We start from the raw sequence: 15,108 nt of genomic DNA, 5'->3' as shown, positions 1-15,108 counted from the left end.
ATAGAGGTTGATTCAGCCATGGCCAAAACGTCCCTGGAAAAGAGCAAGATCAAGATCCTGCTACTCGAGGGCGTCCACCAAAGCGCGGTGGACAATTTTCACAACGCCGGTTACGAGAACATCGAGCATCTGCCGACCTCGCTGGATGAAGAGGCGCTGATCGAGAAGATTCGCGATGTTCACTTTATCGGTATTCGCTCCCGCACGCAGCTGACCGAGCGCGTGTTCGAGGCGGCCGAGAAGCTGGTGAGTGTTGGCTGTTTCTGTATCGGTACTAACCAGGTCGATCTGGATGCGGCGCTCAAGCGCGGTATCGCGGTCTTCAACGCGCCCTACTCCAACACCCGCTCGGTGGCCGAGCTGGTGCTGGCAGAGGCGATCATGCTGCTGCGTGGTATTCCCGAAAAGAACGCCCGCGCCCACCAGGGTGGCTGGCTGAAGTCGGCGAAGAACTCCCACGAAGCGCGCGGTAAAACCCTCGGTATCGTGGGTTACGGCAGCATCGGCGCACAGCTCTCCGTCTTGGCGGAATCGCTCGGCTTCAACGTGATTTACTACGATGTGATCACCAAGTTGGGCATGGGCAACGCTAGCCAGGTCGGCAGTTTGGAAGAGCTGCTCGGTCGCTCTGACGTGGTCAGCCTGCACGTGCCGGATCTGGCCTCTACCCGCTGGATGATCGGCGCGAAAGAGATTGCGGCCATGAAAGATGGAGCGATTTTGATCAACGCTGCCCGGGGCAGCGTGGTAGAAATCGAGCCGCTGGCCGAAGCGATCAAAGCGGGTAAACTCAATGGGGCGGCCATCGACGTCTTCCCGGTCGAGCCGAAAGGCAACGACGAAGAGTTCCAAAGCCCGCTGCGCGGCCTGGATAACGTGATTCTGACGCCGCATATCGGTGGTTCTACCCTGGAAGCCCAGGAGAACATCGGTATCGAGGTCTCCGAAAAACTGATCACGTACTCGGACAACGGCACCACGGTCACCTCGGTCAACTTCCCCGAAGTGGCGCTGCCCGCGCATCCGGACAAACACCGTTTGCTGCACATTCACGACAACGTGCCCGGCGTGCTTTCTCAGATCAACCGCGTGCTGTCAGAAAACGGCATCAACATTTCGGGCCAGTATCTGCAGACCAACGATAAGGTCGGCTACGTGGTGATCGATGTCGACAAGGCTTACGGCCCGCAGGCGCTGGAAGCGCTGAAGCAAGTAGAGCACACGCTGAAGATTCGCGTGCTCTACTCGGCGCAGAATAGCTAAGCAAATAGCTAGCCAGCGCTTGTTACCAAAACGGCCCCAACGGGGCCGTTTTGCGTTATATCACTTGCTAGTTAGGTGCTGTTAGGCCAAATCAAACAGCAGCACTTCGCTGGCGTCGTGGCTAGTCAGCTCAACGTGCTCGTCCGGCGTAAAAGCGGCGGCATCGCCGGTGGTGAGTCGCTCGCCGTTCACGTCGACGGCCCCTCTCACCACGTGCAGCCATGCGTAGCGTGAGGGCGGGGGCGTGACGTGGTCTCCGGCGCTCAGCAGGCTGGCATACAGATTGACATCCTGATTCACGCTCACCGAGCCATCGCGACCATCTGGGGAGAGCACCAAGCGCCACTGGCCCAGCCGCTCGGCGGTGGGGAAGTGCTTCTGCTCGTAGCTGGGCTGAATGCCACGCTGGGCGGTTTCGATCCAGATTTGCAGAAAGTGCAGGCCGTTCTCTTTGGAGTGGTTGAACTCGCTGTGCAGTACGCCCGTGCCTGCCGACATGCGCTGCACATCGCCGGGGCGCATCACTTCGCCATTGCCCATGTTGTCCTTGTGCTCCATCTCGCCATCGAGCACGTAGGAGATGATCTCCATATCCCGGTGGGGGTGGGCGCCAAAGCCGTGGCCGGGGGCCACACGGTCTTCGTTGATCACCCGCAGCGCGCGGAAGCCCATGTGGTTGGGATCCATGTAATTGGCGAACGAAAACGTGTGGTAAGAGCGCAGCCAGCCGTGGTCTGCGTAGCCCCGCTCGTTGGAACGACGAATCTTCATGAAAAGCACCTCATCACTGAGTTAAGTTGCCGCCTACTATACGACCGAGTGCGCGTGACGTGGGGTGAAGCTTTCTCAATGATGTCGTCGAAATAATCGACGATTGGCGCCCCTTTGATCTGCGTCAAACACGCCGAGATGCACCCACGGCGCGCTTTTTGTTATCATGCGCGCCTTTATTGACCCGGTCCGCCCTTTGCGAGGGCGACTACCAGGAGCACTCCATGACCCCGACCCCAACACCGCCCATCGTGGTGGCGGCGCTGTACAAATTTGTCACCCTGAACGATTTCGAAGCGCTGCGCGAGCCGCTGCGCCAAACCATGCTGGATAACGGCGTGAAAGGCACGCTGCTGCTGGCCAAAGAGGGCATCAACGGCACCGTGGCCGGTAGCCGCGAAGGTATCGACGCGCTGCTGGCTTGGCTCACCGCCGACCCGCGTTTGGCCGATATCGACCACAAAGAGTCATTTTGCGACGAGCCGCCGTTCTACCGCACCAAGGTCAAACTGAAAAAAGAGATCGTCACCCTCGGCGTGCCGGGCATCGACCCCAACGACACCGTGGGCACCTACGTAGAGCCAGAGGACTGGAACGACGTCATCTCCGATCCCGAAGTGCTGGTGATTGATACTCGCAACGACTACGAAGTGGCGATTGGCAGCTTCGAAGGCGCGGTGGACCCGAAAACCACCACCTTCCGCGAGTTTCCGGAGTACGTGCGCGAGCACTACAATCCGGAGCAGCATAAAAAGGTCGCCATGTTCTGTACCGGCGGTATCCGCTGCGAGAAAGCCTCCAGCTTCATGCTGAAAGAGGGCTTCGAAGAGGTGTACCACCTGAAAGGCGGCGTGCTGAACTACCTGGAAAAGGTACCGGAAGAGAAGTCGCTGTGGCGCGGCGAATGCTTCGTGTTCGATAACCGAGTCACCGTGCGCCACGACCTTACCGAAGGCGAGCACGAGCAGTGCCACGCCTGTCGGATGCCGATCTCCCAGGAAGATATGCAGTCGTCGGCCTATGAGCCGGGCATTAGCTGCCCCCACTGCATCGACTCGCTGCCTGAGAAAACCCGCGCCGCCGCCCGTGAGCGTCAGCGTCAGATCGAGCTGGCCAAGGCGCGCGGCGAACCCCACCCGCTGGGTTACAACCCTCGCCAGGACGCCCGCGAGAAGGCGTAATCCAAAGGTGGCCTTCCGCCGAGCGGGAGGCCACCTTTGGTCGTAGCGCGCCCTCGGCGGCCCAAGCAAGCGCTAGACTGGGTAGCAACGTCTGCTCAGGAGCCTGCCATGTCGTCCCCTCATGCGTCCCCTTCCCACGACTGCCTGCTGCGCACCGCGCAGGGGGGCGTCGTGACGCTTACTCTCAATCAGCCCGAGCGCTTCAATGCGCTGTCGGAAACGATGTTGGAAGCGCTGCAAGCTGCGTTGGATGACATTATCCAAGATGAGCACGTGCGCTGCGTGGTTTTGGCAGCCAACGGTAAAGCCTTCTGCGCAGGCCACGACTTAAAGCAGATGCGCGCGAACCCGGATAAAGCCTACTACCAAGCGCTGTTCGCGCGCTGCGGCAAGGTGATGCAAAGCCTCGTCCATTTTCCCGTGCCGGTGATTGCCAAGGTGCAGGGCATTGCCACCGCTGCGGGCTGCCAGCTCGTCGCTAGCTGCGATTTGGCCGTGGCCGCCAGCAGCGCCCGCTTTGCGGTCTCTGGTATTAACGTGGGCCTGTTTTGCTCGACCCCGGCCGTGGCGCTTTCGCGCAACGTGCCCCGAAAGCGGGCCATGGAGATGCTGTTGACCGGCGAGTTTATCAGCGCAGACACCGCCGCCGAGTGGGGGCTGATCAATCGTGTCGCCGCAGAAGGCGAGCTTGATGCCGAGGTTGAAGCGCTCACCGCGAGCCTCTGCGCGAAAAGCGCGGTGGCCGTGCGTACCGGCAAAGCCATGTTTGCCCGTCAGTTGGCGATGCCACTGGATGAGGCCTACGTCTTTGCCGGCGACACCATGGCGTGCAACATGCTGGCCGACGACGTGGCCGAAGGGATCGATGCGTTTATCGAGAAACGCCCGCCCCAGTGGCAACACCGCTAGCCATCCAATGGTGGAATTTGTTTCCGTAAACGCGACAGCGCCCGCGCAGCGCGTTATCCTGCTGGCTTTTTACGTCATTCAGCGCCGTCAGGAGAGTGTCAGGTGAGTGAAGCCAAGCGCAGGTCAGTCGGACGTCCGGCAGGAGCCACCAAAGCCAGCGGTGGGCATAGCCAATCGTTAGTACGCGGCCTCACGCTACTCGAGTATTTGTCCGCCAGCCCCTTGGGTCTTGCGCTCTCGGAACTGGCGGAGATGGCCGACCTTGCCCCTTCCACCACCCACCGCCTGCTGCAGGCGCTGCAAAGCCAGGGCTTTGTCACCCAGGAGAGCGAGCAGGGCCTGTGGCGCATCGACGTCAAAACCTTCCGCATTGGTAACAGCTTTTTAGAAGCTCGCGACGTGGTGGCCAAAAGCCGCCCGTTTTTACGTCGTTTAACCGCAGAAACCGGCGAAACGGCGAACCTGGGTATCCGCGATGGCGCCACGGCGGTCTTCCTGGCGCAAAACGAATCCCCGCAGATGATGCGTATGATTACGCGGCTGGGCTCCCGTGCGCCGCTGCACGCCTCCGGCGTGGGCAAGGCGCTGCTGGCGTGGATGAGCGAGGAGGAGCGCAGCGCGCTGTTAGAAGGCGGCTACGAGCTGGCCCGTGTCACTGAAAATACCCTCTATCAAACGGAGGCGCTCCAGGCGGAAATGGCCGCCATTCGCGCCCAAGGCTTTGCCTGCGACCGGGAAGAGCATGCCATTGGCCTGCACTGCGTGGCGGCCTGTATTTTCGATGAGCATGCCACACCGTTGGCGGCCATCTCCGTCTCGGGCCCTATGGCGCGCATTCCCGAAGAGCGCCTGCTGGTGCTGGGGGCGCTGGTGCGTCAAATCGCGGCGGAGATCACCCAGCAGCTCGGTGGTCAACTGCCCCGTTAAACGTTAGAGGGCGCGTGACGTGTTTAGCCTGTTTTGGGTGGCGCTGGCCAGCGCCACGCTGCTGCCCGGCGGCTCGGAAGTATGGTTAGCGCGGCTTTGGTGCATGGGCGAACCTGCCGTTGGTGTGTGGCTTGTCGCCACTGCGGGCAATACGCTGGGCAGTTTGATCAACGTGGCGCTGGGTCGTTACGCTCGCCACTATCAACATCGGCGCTGGTTTCCAGTGTCGCCTCAAGGGCTTGCCCGCGCTGAGCGCTGGTATCACCGCTTTGGCGAAGCGAGCCTGCTGCTCTCCTGGGTGCCCGTGATTGGCGACCCGCTCACCGTGTTGGCGGGCGTCATGCGTCTTTCCTGGTGGCGGGCACTGCTCTGGATCGTGCTGGCCAAAGGGGCGCGCTACGGCCTGCTGATCGTCATGGCGCAGCAGTGGCTGGCACCCCATTGTCAATGACGGGGTCGGGTTTCATTGGCGCGCAAAAAACGGGCGCGTTAACGTCTCTGGCATAGAGGCATGTTACCCTAGCCCCTTCAATCAAAGCGTTATACAACGCTGGCATTCTTAGCGGATGCACTATCCTGTGTTTAACATTAATAGGCTGAAACTTAACGAGTGCAGGATGGCAAATACTCACCCAAAGGGAGGTTATGGTGTGACGTCACTACGTTTACTACCCTGGCTAGGCGTCTGGATGCTGACGCTATTCGCCATGCTGGCCGGGCCAGCCATGGCGCAAACCACGCTAGGCGCCGAGAGCGACGCGCCTGCCGCTGAAGAGCAACCCTCTTATGCGGCGCTGGCCGACCTGCTGGAAGACGAGCAGGCCCGCCAGGAGCTGATCGAACTGCTACGCAATCAAGCCTCCGAGCTGCCCGCCGGTGTGGCGGCCGAGCTGTCGCCAGAAGCGGCCGCAGCAGGGGGCAATGTGGCGCCTGAAGACGTGTCGCTGCCCCGCCAGTTGGCGGAACTGACCAGCCGCGTGGTGGGCGATGTCGGTGGGCAGATCGAGCAAGCCGTGGCCATCGTCGGCAACATGTTCTCCGGCCAGGGTACGGGCAGCAGCTTCGATATGGCGGCGTTCATCAGTGCCGCGATCAATCTAGGCATCGTGATCGTGGCGACCTTCGCCATTTTCATGGTGTTTCGCCGCCTGGCAAAGTCGCTGTTTACCAAGATCAGCGCTTGGTCGCAGCAGGGCACTGGCCTGACCCCGGTACTGCGTTTGGTGCTCTGCGTGGCGATTGCCGCCGTGCTGGACGTGCTGCTGGTAGCGCTGGCGTACGTAGGCGGTAACCTGATTGCGACCTTTGCGGTGGGGGAAACCGGTGAGCTCTCTACCCGTGCCTCACTCTTCTTGAACGCTTTCCTGATCATCGAGCTGCTGAAGGCTGGTGTGCGGATGCTGTTCTCCTCGCGCTACGAAGGCCTCCGCCTGCTGCCGATTTCCGCCAAAGAGGCATCCTACTGGAATCGCTGGCTGGCGCGTCTAATCGGCATGGTGGGGTATGGCTTGATGGTCGTCGTGCCGCTGGTCAACTTCTATATCGCGGCCTCTCTGGGGCAGGCGGTCGGCACGCTGATCATGCTGCTGGCGTTCATCTATGCGGTGGGCGTGGTGCTCAAAAACCGCGTGCGTCTGCGCGATAACCTGAATCAAATGGGCGCTCGCTCGACGCTGACGGCCAGCCGCGTGTCGCTGCAGCTCTTTGCCCGGACATGGCATTTGTTCGCGCTGATCTATTTCCTGATGGTGTTCGTGCTGACCCTGACCCGTCCTGGCGATGCGCTGCCCTTCGTCCTCTTCGCGACGTTGAAGACGCTCGGCGCCGTGGTCGTGGGCCTGCTGCTGTCTGCGTTCCTGACACAGACCATTGGTCGTCGTATTCAACTCTCTGATGACCTGCGCCGTAAGCTGCCGCTGCTGGAAGTCCGGTTGAACAGCTACGTGCCCAACGCGTTGCGCGTGCTGCGCACGGTGATCGTCGTTGCGGTGATCATGGTGGTGCTGGATGCCTGGGGGGCCTTTGACCTCGCCGCCTGGTACGCCTCCGAGCGCGGTGCCAACCTGGTGGGTAACCTGATCAGCGTGGCGGTCATTCTGGTGGTGTCGCTGGGCGTATGGCTGGGTCTGGCGAGCCTGATCGAGCACAAGCTCAACCCGGAAACCGGGCATGGCGAACCCTCTGCCCGTGCCAAAACGCTGCTAAGCCTGTTCCGTAATGCGCTGGCGATCGCTATGGTGACCATCACCGGCATGATCGTGCTCTCGGAAATCGGCATTAACATCGGGCCGCTGATTGCCGGTGCTGGTGTGCTGGGTCTGGCGATTGGTTTTGGTGCGCAGAAGCTGGTGCAGGATGTGATCACCGGGGTGTTCATTCAGGTCGAGAACGCCATGAATACCGGCGACGTGGTGACCGTGGGTGGCATTACCGGCACGGCGGAGCGTCTGAGCATTCGTTCGGTGGGGATTCGCGACCTATCCGGTACGTACCATATCGTACCGTTCTCCAGCGTCGATACCGTCTCCAACTACATGCGTGAGTACGGCAACCATGTGGGCGAATACGGCATTGGCTATAACGAGAGCATCGACGAAGCCATCGAGCAGCTCCAGCTTGCCTTCGAAGATCTCAAGGCCAGCGACGAGCATGGCAACAAGCTGTTGGCCGACCTGACCGTGGCCGGTGTGACGGCCCTGGCGGATAGCTCGGTGAACATCCGCGTGGTGATCAAAACCACGCCGGGCGACCAGTGGGCCGTCGGCCGTGCTTACAACCGCTTGGTCAAGCTGCGCTTCGATGCGGCGGGCATCGAAATTCCGTTCCCGCATACCACGCTCTACTTTGGTGAAACCAAAGGTGGCAAGACACCGCCTGCCAACGTGCGCATTCTGGAAGCAAAAGCCGAACGGAAGCGTACCGACACGGCACCGTTGTCAGAGCGTAGCGAAGACGCGTTACAGCATGAGCCGGAGCACCATAAGCCGGACCATGACGATGTCGACGAAACCTAAGCGTTGAGATCGTGACGTGCATGAGGCCGCCTTCGGGCGGCCTCATTGCGTTGGGTCAGCGCTGGCCAGGGTAGTTCTCGGAGTGACGACCTTCCAGGTTGATCGACTCGCCGCCATCCACGAAGAGGATCTGCCCTGCGACGAACGCGTTATCCAGCAAGTAATGCAAAGCTTGTACAAGATGGGCCGGGTCACCCTGGTGATCCACAGGAATACCCTCGATACGCCACTGAATGTAGTCGCTCGTGCGTTGTGAGGCCGGTAACACCACACCCGGCGCAATACCGTTGATTCGTAGGCGTGGCGCAAACTCCAGCGCGGCCATTCGGGTCATGTCGGCCAGACTTTTCTTGGAAAGCAGGTACGCCGCATACGGGTACTGGTGGTAGGCCACTTTGTTGTCGATGATGTTGATCACCTGACCGTGTTCTACCGCATCGGCAAAATGGCGTGTGAGGAGCAGTGGGGTGAACATGTTGACCCGAAACTGGGTCTCCAGCATGGCCAGCTCGGTCTGTGCGATGGGGGCAGGTTCGTAGGCCGAGGCGCTATTTAGCAGCACGTTCAAGCCGGGAAAACGTGTTTTCGCCTGTTGAATCAGCGTTTCCAGCGAGTCGCTCAGAAAGTTGCAGGGAAGTATCTCGCATGCCCTTCCTTTGCCACGAATCACCGTGGCGACTTCTTCGGCCTCCCCTCGGGAGCTGTTGACATGCAGGGCGATATCGAAGCCCTTGTCGGCCAATGCTTCCGCAAAATGGCGGCCAAGGCGTGTGGCGCCGCCGGTAACAAGTGCCGCAGATGTTGGCATGACGAATCCCTCGCTGTGTTGTGAATGACGCGCGTTGATACCCCAGACTTTCTGCGTGAGCGCAGCGTTTGTCAATAACTTGTACAGAGCTTGAACAAAATGGCCAACGGTCTACTCTGTGGAAGCGCGGTTCGATGCTGTGCATCAGCGCTTTACATCAGCCCGTCGAACCATGACGGCGCGGTGAACGTCGCGGCTGTTGGAAAGCATCTTGTCAGCGTCTTTGTCTCGTTACTCCATCATCGGCTTTTATCTGGGATGTCGCTATGCCAACAACGTCGTCACATGCAACACCTAGCACCCGGTACCACGAGTGCGTGATTTCAGTGGGGTCCAATATTGAACCAGAGCACCACTTCGCCCAGGCGCTAGAGATATTGAGCAGTGAATGCGAACTGGTGGCTCGCTCCGAAGCCGTCCGCACGGCACCGGTCGGCTTTCAGCAGCAGCCCGATTTTCTCAATGCCGCGCTGGTGGTGCGCACCACGCTAGAGCGTGATGCCTTCAAAGCCTATTTGAAAGAGGTCGAGCACCGCCTGGGGCGAGTGCGTGGGCCGATCAAATCCGGGCCGCGAACCATGGACTTGGATATCGTGGCCTGGGACGGTGACGTCGTGGACGACGGCTACTTCCAGCATGATTACGTGCGTGGTCCAGTCGATGACGTGCTGGCGGCCAGCGGGCGCTCGCTCAGCGCAAGCCCGGCTTCGTAACTCTGTACGCGCATGCGCGATATTATTGAGGTATAGGCCTCACGCTTCGTGGTTATCGGTCGATAATGATGCTAACCACGCATGTCGCGCTCATTTCGAGGTCACGCCCGTGATCAGCCTTGCGACTAATATCACGTCGCTACTGGTGATGAACCATCTACGCAGTAGCCAGCAGGCGATGCAGACCTCCATGGAGCGTCTGTCGTCGGGGCTGCGTATTAATAGCGCCAAGGATGACCCGGCAGGTCAGGCGATTGCCAATCGCATGGGCGCACAACTTCGCGGGATGAACCAGGCGATTCGCAATACCAACGACGGCATTTCGATGGTGCAAACCGCCGAAGGCGCGTTGGACCTGATCAACGATAGCCTGCAGCGCATCCGCGAACTCAGCGTGCAGGCGCTCAACGGCACCAATTCATCAGCGGATCGGGCGTCTATCCAGTTAGAAATCGACCAACGGTTGGAAGAGATCGATCGCATTGCCGAGCAGAGCAACTTTAACGGCATTCGGCTGATCGAGAGCGATAAAACGCTCAATATTCAGGTAGGGGCCAACGCCGGGGATGTGATTGGCGTGCGCTTTTCTCCCATGGGGCGTCAGGCGCTGGGGTTGGATAATTTCAGCGTATTAGATAATGGCTCGGCCACGCCCAAACCGATGGATGTCGTGGATGAGGCCATGAAGCAGGTGGACCGCCAGCGCAGCTATTTAGGCGCGGTGCAGAACCGCTTCGAGAGCGTAATTGACGGGCTCAACACCAACATCATTAACACCTCCGCCGCACAGTCGCGTATTCAAGATGCCGACTACGCGCAAGAAATTTCCAACCTTATTCGTGCCCAACTGCTTCAGCAGGTGGGTATTGCCATGCTGACCCGGGTGAACCAACAGCCGCAGATGATTCTGCGGCTGCTGGAAGGGCTGTAGTTAGAAGCCGCCCATCACCGTTAGTCGATGATGCCCTGTTCCCGCGCCATGGCGTAGGCCGCCTGTGGGCCGTTCCATAGTGAAGGCAGCAGAATCAGCGACACCGGGATCGCGGTGATTACGATGAACTGCTGCAGCGCGCTAATTTGGCCTGCGCCCATGTACAACAGCACGGCTGCCATCAGTGCCATGGCGATTCCCCAGAAAGCGCGCATGTAAGGGCTGGGGTCATCATGGCCTGCGCCGACGACGGCGATCGCGTAGCTCATGGAGTCGCCGGTGGTGGCCACGAAAATCGTGGTGAGCAGCAGAATCGCCAGCGCCATCCAGGTGCCACCGGGCAGCGCTTGCGCCACCGTGAGGGTCGCGACGTCGAACTGGAAGTTATTGAGCGCTTCGGTCAGATCGATCACACCCGTCAACTGGTAGTAAATGCCGGAACCGCCCAGTAGCGTAAACCACACGGTGGTGGCAATCGGAGCGAGTACGGCCACCGCCAGAATCATTTCACGAATGCTGCGGCCCCGTGAAATGCGCGCCACGAAAATCGCCATCAGCGGTGCATAGCCAATAAACCAAGCGAAGAAGAACACCGTCCACCACTGCATCCACCACGCCGGGGCGGTTTCTGCGGTCATGGTGGCCATGGTGAAAAACTCGCTGACATACGCGCCCATGCTGGAAACGTAGGTGTTCACCAAAAACAGCGTGGGGCCAAACACCACAATGATGGCGCCAATGGCTAAGGCCAGCAGCACGTTGAAGCGGCTCAGCAGTTGGATGCCTTTATGCACCCCGCTCATGGAAGAGAGCACATAGATGGCCCCTAACACGGCCAGGATGATGAGCTGGCCCGTGTAGCCTTCCGGCAGGCCAAACAGCTCATGCAGGCCAAAACTCACCTGCGTGGCCAAAAAGCCGATAGGGCCTACCGTGCCCGCCACTAAGGCAATCACGCAGCAGGCATCCACTAAGCTGCCCAGCGGGCCACGCATCAGGCGTTCCCCAAAAATCGGGTAGAGCAGCGTGCGCGGCTGCAGCGGTTGGCCTTTCACGTAGTGGGCGTGGGCCAGTACCACGGCGGTGAGCGATCCCAGCACTGCCCAAGCCATAAAGCCCCAGTGCATGAACGACTGCGCCAGCGCGCCGGAGACCGCTTCAGCGGTGCCCGCCTCGGTATCAAAGGCGGGTGGGGTGACCACGAAGTGGTACACCGGCTCGCCCGCGGCAAAAAACACCCCGCCACCGGCTAACAGCGTACACAGAATGATCGAGAGCCACTTAAAGGTGCTCATTTCTGGTGCATCGAGATTGCCGATTTTGGCTTTCGCTGCCGGCGTTAACGCCACGCCAATCGCAATGAAAAACGTCAGTAGAAGCAGCAGCTGAAAATAGCTACCCAGCACCAGCGCCGTCCAGGCAAAGCCTGCGCTGATAGAGCTGGCGACCCGGTCGATGTCGTAAAACGAGAGCCCGAGGAACGCCACGATGAAGCCGATGCTGAGCACCAGCACAATAGGATCACCGAGGGAAAACCGCGAGGGCCCCTCGGTATGTTGGGGAGGTTGGTTCATGTCGAACACCTATGAATGGGAGTTGGCAGGAAAGAGCGGGGAACGCGTTAGCTTAACAAACCAAAGCGTGAGCCGACTTAACGGCGCAAGAGCGCTAAGCGAGACGCTAGTCGTCTAGACCCGTTTTCAGAACAAAAAAAAGCGCCATTCAATGAATGGCGCGAGGACAGGAAACTGAACACAGTATACCGTCGGATTAGACCAAAGTCTAACGATCTGGCGAGAAATGTTTGAAAATGGTGCACGCTGCGGATTGATCGCACCATGTTGGACGTTTGATGCGTGTTATCTGCTAATGGAAGGCGTATAACGTCATGAATAAATTGTAAAAAACAAAAAATGGCAACATTGCTGCAACGGTCAGGGCAATCATTGTATACAAGGTGCCTTACGCTATGACACAACGCCCCGGCTTTGCCACACCCACTTTTCTCTCTAGCGTGCTCGGCGGCGCGGCACTGTCGCTACTGCCGATGAGCGCACTGGCAGACATGACGCCCATCCGTTTCCAGCTCGACTGGCGTTTCGAAGGCCCCGCCGCCCCCTTCTTGATGGCGGCTGAAAAAGGCTACTTCGCTGAAGAGGGCTTGGACGTGCAGATTGATTCCGGCAGCGGCTCGGCGGGGGCGGTGAACCGGGTCGCCTCTGGGGCGTATGAGATGGGCTTTGGCGACCTGAACGCGCTGGTCGAATTCCTGGCGGAAAACCCTGAAGGTCCTGGTATTCAGGGCGTGTATATCGTCTATGACGGCACGCCTGCCGCGGTATTTGCCCGTAAGGAGAGCGGGATCGAAAGCCCCGCCGACCTAGCGGGCAAAACCATTGCCGCCCCGGCCTTCGATACCGGCTACCGCGCGTGGGGCATCTTCGCCGCTGCCAACGGCCTGGAAGCCGATGCGGTGGAGTGGCAGAACGTCGACCCTACGCTGCGTGAGACGCTGCTGACCCGTGGCGACGTGGATGCCATCACCGGGTTCTACTTCACCAGCCTGCTGAACCTGGAAGAGCGCGGGATGAGTGAAGATGACCTGACCATCATGCCGTTCCCGGATTATGGCGTGCCGCTCTACGGCAACGCGATTTTGGCTAGCGAAGCCTTCGCGGAAGCCAATCCCGAAGCGGTTCAGGGATTCTTACGCGCCTTTAACCGCGCACTGGGTGAGACGCTGGACGACCCGGAAGCCGCCATCGAGTACGTAAAAAACCGCGATGGCTTGATTGATGTGGAGATGGAAACCCGCCGTTTGAAGCTGGCGCTGGAGAGCGTGGTGGATACCCCCGATGCCCGCGAGTTTGGCGTGGGCGGCGTGGATGACGAGCGGTTAATGCAGGCGATTCAACTGGTGGCGGATGCCTATGAACTGCCCACGCTGCCGTCGCCCGACCAAGTGTTTGATTCCCGCTACCTACCGCCGGTAGAAGAGCGCATGCTGCTGCCGGAGGCCGAGTAATGTCGGCAGCGTTTGTCCGCTTTGATGACGTAAGCCTGGCCTACGACGGCACCGGCAATGCCATTGAGGATATTAATCTCGATATCCACGAAGGCGAGTTTGTCGCCTTCGTGGGGCCTTCCGGGTGCGGTAAATCCACCTTTATGAAGCTGTGCACTGGGCTGCACGCGCCGACCCAGGGCAGCGTGCGCGTGGATGATGCACCTGTGACCGGACCGCTAAAAATCTCCGGTATGGCGTTTCAGAACGCCAACCTGCTGCCCTGGCGCACCACCCTGGATAACGTGCTGCTGCCGCTGGAAATCGTCGAGCCCTACCGGAAGCAGTTCCGCCAGCGCCGGGAGGAGTTTGTGGGCTGGGCGCGGGATTTGCTTGCCACGGTGGGCTTGGCCGAGCACGAAGATAAATACCCCTGGCAGCTCTCGGGTGGTATGCAGCAGCGGGCCTCGATTTGCCGCGCACTGATTCATCGGCCGCGCCTGCTAATGTTGGATGAGCCCTTTGGCGCGCTGGATGCCTTCACCCGCGAAGAGCTTTGGTGCGTGCTGCGGGATTTATGGGAAGCCCAGCGGTTTACCGTGGTGCTGGTAACCCACGACCTGCGTGAAGCCGCGTTCCTGGCCGATACGGTCTACGTGATGAGCCGCCGCCCTGGTCGTGTGATCGAGCGCCGCGCCATTGAGCTGCCCCGGCCTCGGGCGCTGGAAACCACCTATGAAAAGCCTTTTATCGATCTGGTGCAGGAACTACGCGCCCAGATTGGCGAAGTGCGCAGTACCTAACGGACATGAATATGACCCATAACAGCAAGCTGATTGAACGGCTAGCGCCCTGGATCGCCGTGGCTGTCCTGGTGGTCGTGTGGGAAGCCTCGGTGAGGCTCTTCAACGTACCCAGCTTTATCTTCCCAAGCGCGTTAGACACCCTACAGGCGCTGGTGACGTATTCAGGGCCGATTGCCATGCACTCCTGGCAAACGTTTTGGACCACGCTGATTGGTTTTGGCTTGGGCGTCGTGGTGGGGCTAGTGCTGGGCTTTATCGTCGGCTCGTCGCGCTTTCTCTATAACGCCTGCTACCCGCTATTAGTGGGGTTTAACGCCATCCCGAAAGTGGCCTTTGTGCCCATTCTAGTGGTCTGGTTTGGGATCGGCTCAGTGCCCGCCATCCTCACCGCGTTTTTGATCTGCTTTTTCCCCATCGTGGTGAATGTGGCCACGGGGCTAGCGACGCTGGAGCCCGAGATGGAGGACGTGCTGCGCGTGTTGGGTGCGCGGCGTATCGATGTGCTGCTCAAGGTAGGCCTGCCTCGCTCGCTGCCGTACTTTTTTGCCTCGCTCAAAATTGCCATCACCCTGGCATTCGTAGGCACCGTGGTATCGGAAACCGTGGCCTCCAATCAAGGCATTGGCTACCTGATGATGAGCGCAGGCTCACAGATGCGTATGGGCTTGGTATTCGCCGGGTTACTGGTGATTAGCGCCATGGCCATGGTGATGTATGAGCTGTTCGCTTTGTTGGAAAAACGCATGACCGGGTGGGCCCACCGGGGGCAACACCGCTAGCG

At 59.8% G+C, this 15,108-nt stretch carries 14 protein-coding genes; 11 read left to right on the top strand and 3 right to left on the bottom strand.

Features of this window, described 5'->3' with window-relative positions; translation table 11 throughout:
• Positions 1–18 precede the first annotated feature (18 nt).
• A complete protein-coding gene (gene serA / locus AB6K10_RS02370; protein WP_159343488.1) occupies positions 19–1,263 on the top strand; it encodes a phosphoglycerate dehydrogenase in 1,245 nt (414 codons plus the stop codon).
• 81 nt (positions 1,264–1,344) lie between these two features.
• On the opposite strand, the gene AB6K10_RS02365 is transcribed toward serA, so the two are convergent.
• Complete coding sequence (locus AB6K10_RS02365; protein WP_339117919.1) at positions 1,345–2,034, bottom strand: pirin family protein; 690 nt, start codon at positions 2,032–2,034, stop codon at positions 1,345–1,347.
• Between the two features lie 224 nt (positions 2,035–2,258).
• On the opposite strand from AB6K10_RS02365, the gene AB6K10_RS02360 reads away from it, so the two are divergent.
• From AB6K10_RS02360 to ybiO, 5 genes are all read left to right on the top strand, one after another.
• Positions 2,259–3,215, top strand: a complete 957-nt coding sequence (locus tag AB6K10_RS02360) for a rhodanese-related sulfurtransferase (protein WP_159343486.1) — start codon at positions 2,259–2,261, stop codon at positions 3,213–3,215.
• Between the two features lie 108 nt (positions 3,216–3,323).
• Positions 3,324–4,124, top strand: a complete 801-nt coding sequence (locus AB6K10_RS02355) for an enoyl-CoA hydratase (RefSeq protein WP_159343485.1) — start codon at positions 3,324–3,326, stop codon at positions 4,122–4,124.
• A gap of 102 nt (positions 4,125–4,226) precedes the next feature.
• Positions 4,227–5,051 (top strand): IclR family transcriptional regulator C-terminal domain-containing protein, encoded by an 825-nt coding sequence (locus AB6K10_RS02350; RefSeq protein WP_159343484.1) that lies wholly within the window; start codon positions 4,227–4,229, stop codon positions 5,049–5,051.
• Between the two features lie 19 nt (positions 5,052–5,070).
• Complete coding sequence (locus AB6K10_RS02345; RefSeq protein WP_159343483.1) at positions 5,071–5,502, top strand: YqaA family protein; 432 nt, start codon at positions 5,071–5,073, stop codon at positions 5,500–5,502.
• 199 nt (positions 5,503–5,701) lie between these two features.
• The gene (ybiO, locus tag AB6K10_RS02340) at positions 5,702–8,065 is read left to right on the top strand and encodes a mechanosensitive channel protein (RefSeq protein ID WP_159343482.1); all 2,364 of its coding nucleotides are present in this window, start codon (positions 5,702–5,704) and stop codon (positions 8,063–8,065) included.
• A 55-nt stretch (positions 8,066–8,120) separates the two neighbouring features.
• Here ybiO and AB6K10_RS02335 read toward each other — a convergent pair whose 3' ends face one another.
• Positions 8,121–8,873, bottom strand: a complete 753-nt coding sequence (locus AB6K10_RS02335) for an SDR family oxidoreductase (RefSeq protein WP_339117918.1) — start codon at positions 8,871–8,873, stop codon at positions 8,121–8,123.
• 266 nt (positions 8,874–9,139) lie between these two features.
• On the opposite strand from AB6K10_RS02335, the gene folK reads away from it, so the two are divergent.
• Entirely contained in the window at positions 9,140–9,586 is a 447-nt protein-coding gene (gene folK, locus AB6K10_RS02330) for a 2-amino-4-hydroxy-6-hydroxymethyldihydropteridine diphosphokinase (protein WP_339117917.1), read from the top strand.
• A 109-nt stretch (positions 9,587–9,695) separates the two neighbouring features.
• Positions 9,696–10,517 carry a flagellin gene (locus tag AB6K10_RS02325; protein ID WP_339117916.1) on the top strand — a complete coding sequence of 274 codons (822 nt, stop codon included), beginning with the start codon at positions 9,696–9,698 and terminating at the stop codon, positions 10,515–10,517.
• Positions 10,518–10,537: 20 nt separating this feature from the next.
• On the opposite strand, the gene AB6K10_RS02320 is transcribed toward AB6K10_RS02325, so the two are convergent.
• Entirely contained in the window at positions 10,538–12,091 is a 1,554-nt protein-coding gene (locus tag AB6K10_RS02320; protein ID WP_305947322.1) for a BCCT family transporter, read from the bottom strand.
• A gap of 395 nt (positions 12,092–12,486) precedes the next feature.
• On the opposite strand from AB6K10_RS02320, the gene AB6K10_RS02315 reads away from it, so the two are divergent.
• The 3 genes from AB6K10_RS02315 to AB6K10_RS02305 are packed head-to-tail and all read left to right on the top strand — an operon-like array spanning position 12,487 to position 15,106.
• Positions 12,487–13,542 carry an ABC transporter substrate-binding protein gene (locus AB6K10_RS02315; RefSeq protein WP_339117915.1) on the top strand — a complete coding sequence of 352 codons (1,056 nt, stop codon included), beginning with the start codon at positions 12,487–12,489 and terminating at the stop codon, positions 13,540–13,542.
• Entirely contained in the window at positions 13,542–14,324 is a 783-nt protein-coding gene (locus AB6K10_RS02310) for an ABC transporter ATP-binding protein (RefSeq protein ID WP_305947324.1), read from the top strand. The genes AB6K10_RS02315 and AB6K10_RS02310 overlap by 1 nt, the downstream gene beginning before the upstream one ends.
• Before the next feature lie 11 nt (positions 14,325–14,335).
• The gene (locus AB6K10_RS02305; RefSeq protein ID WP_159343475.1) at positions 14,336–15,106 is read left to right on the top strand and encodes an ABC transporter permease; all 771 of its coding nucleotides are present in this window, start codon (positions 14,336–14,338) and stop codon (positions 15,104–15,106) included.
• Positions 15,107–15,108: the final 2 nt, after the last annotated feature.

The sequence above is a fragment of the Halomonas sp. BMC6 genome, assembly GCF_964204995.1.
Classification (GTDB): Bacteria; Pseudomonadota; Gammaproteobacteria; order Pseudomonadales; family Halomonadaceae; genus Vreelandella.
This window is presented reverse-complemented; position numbering and strand designations above follow the sequence as displayed.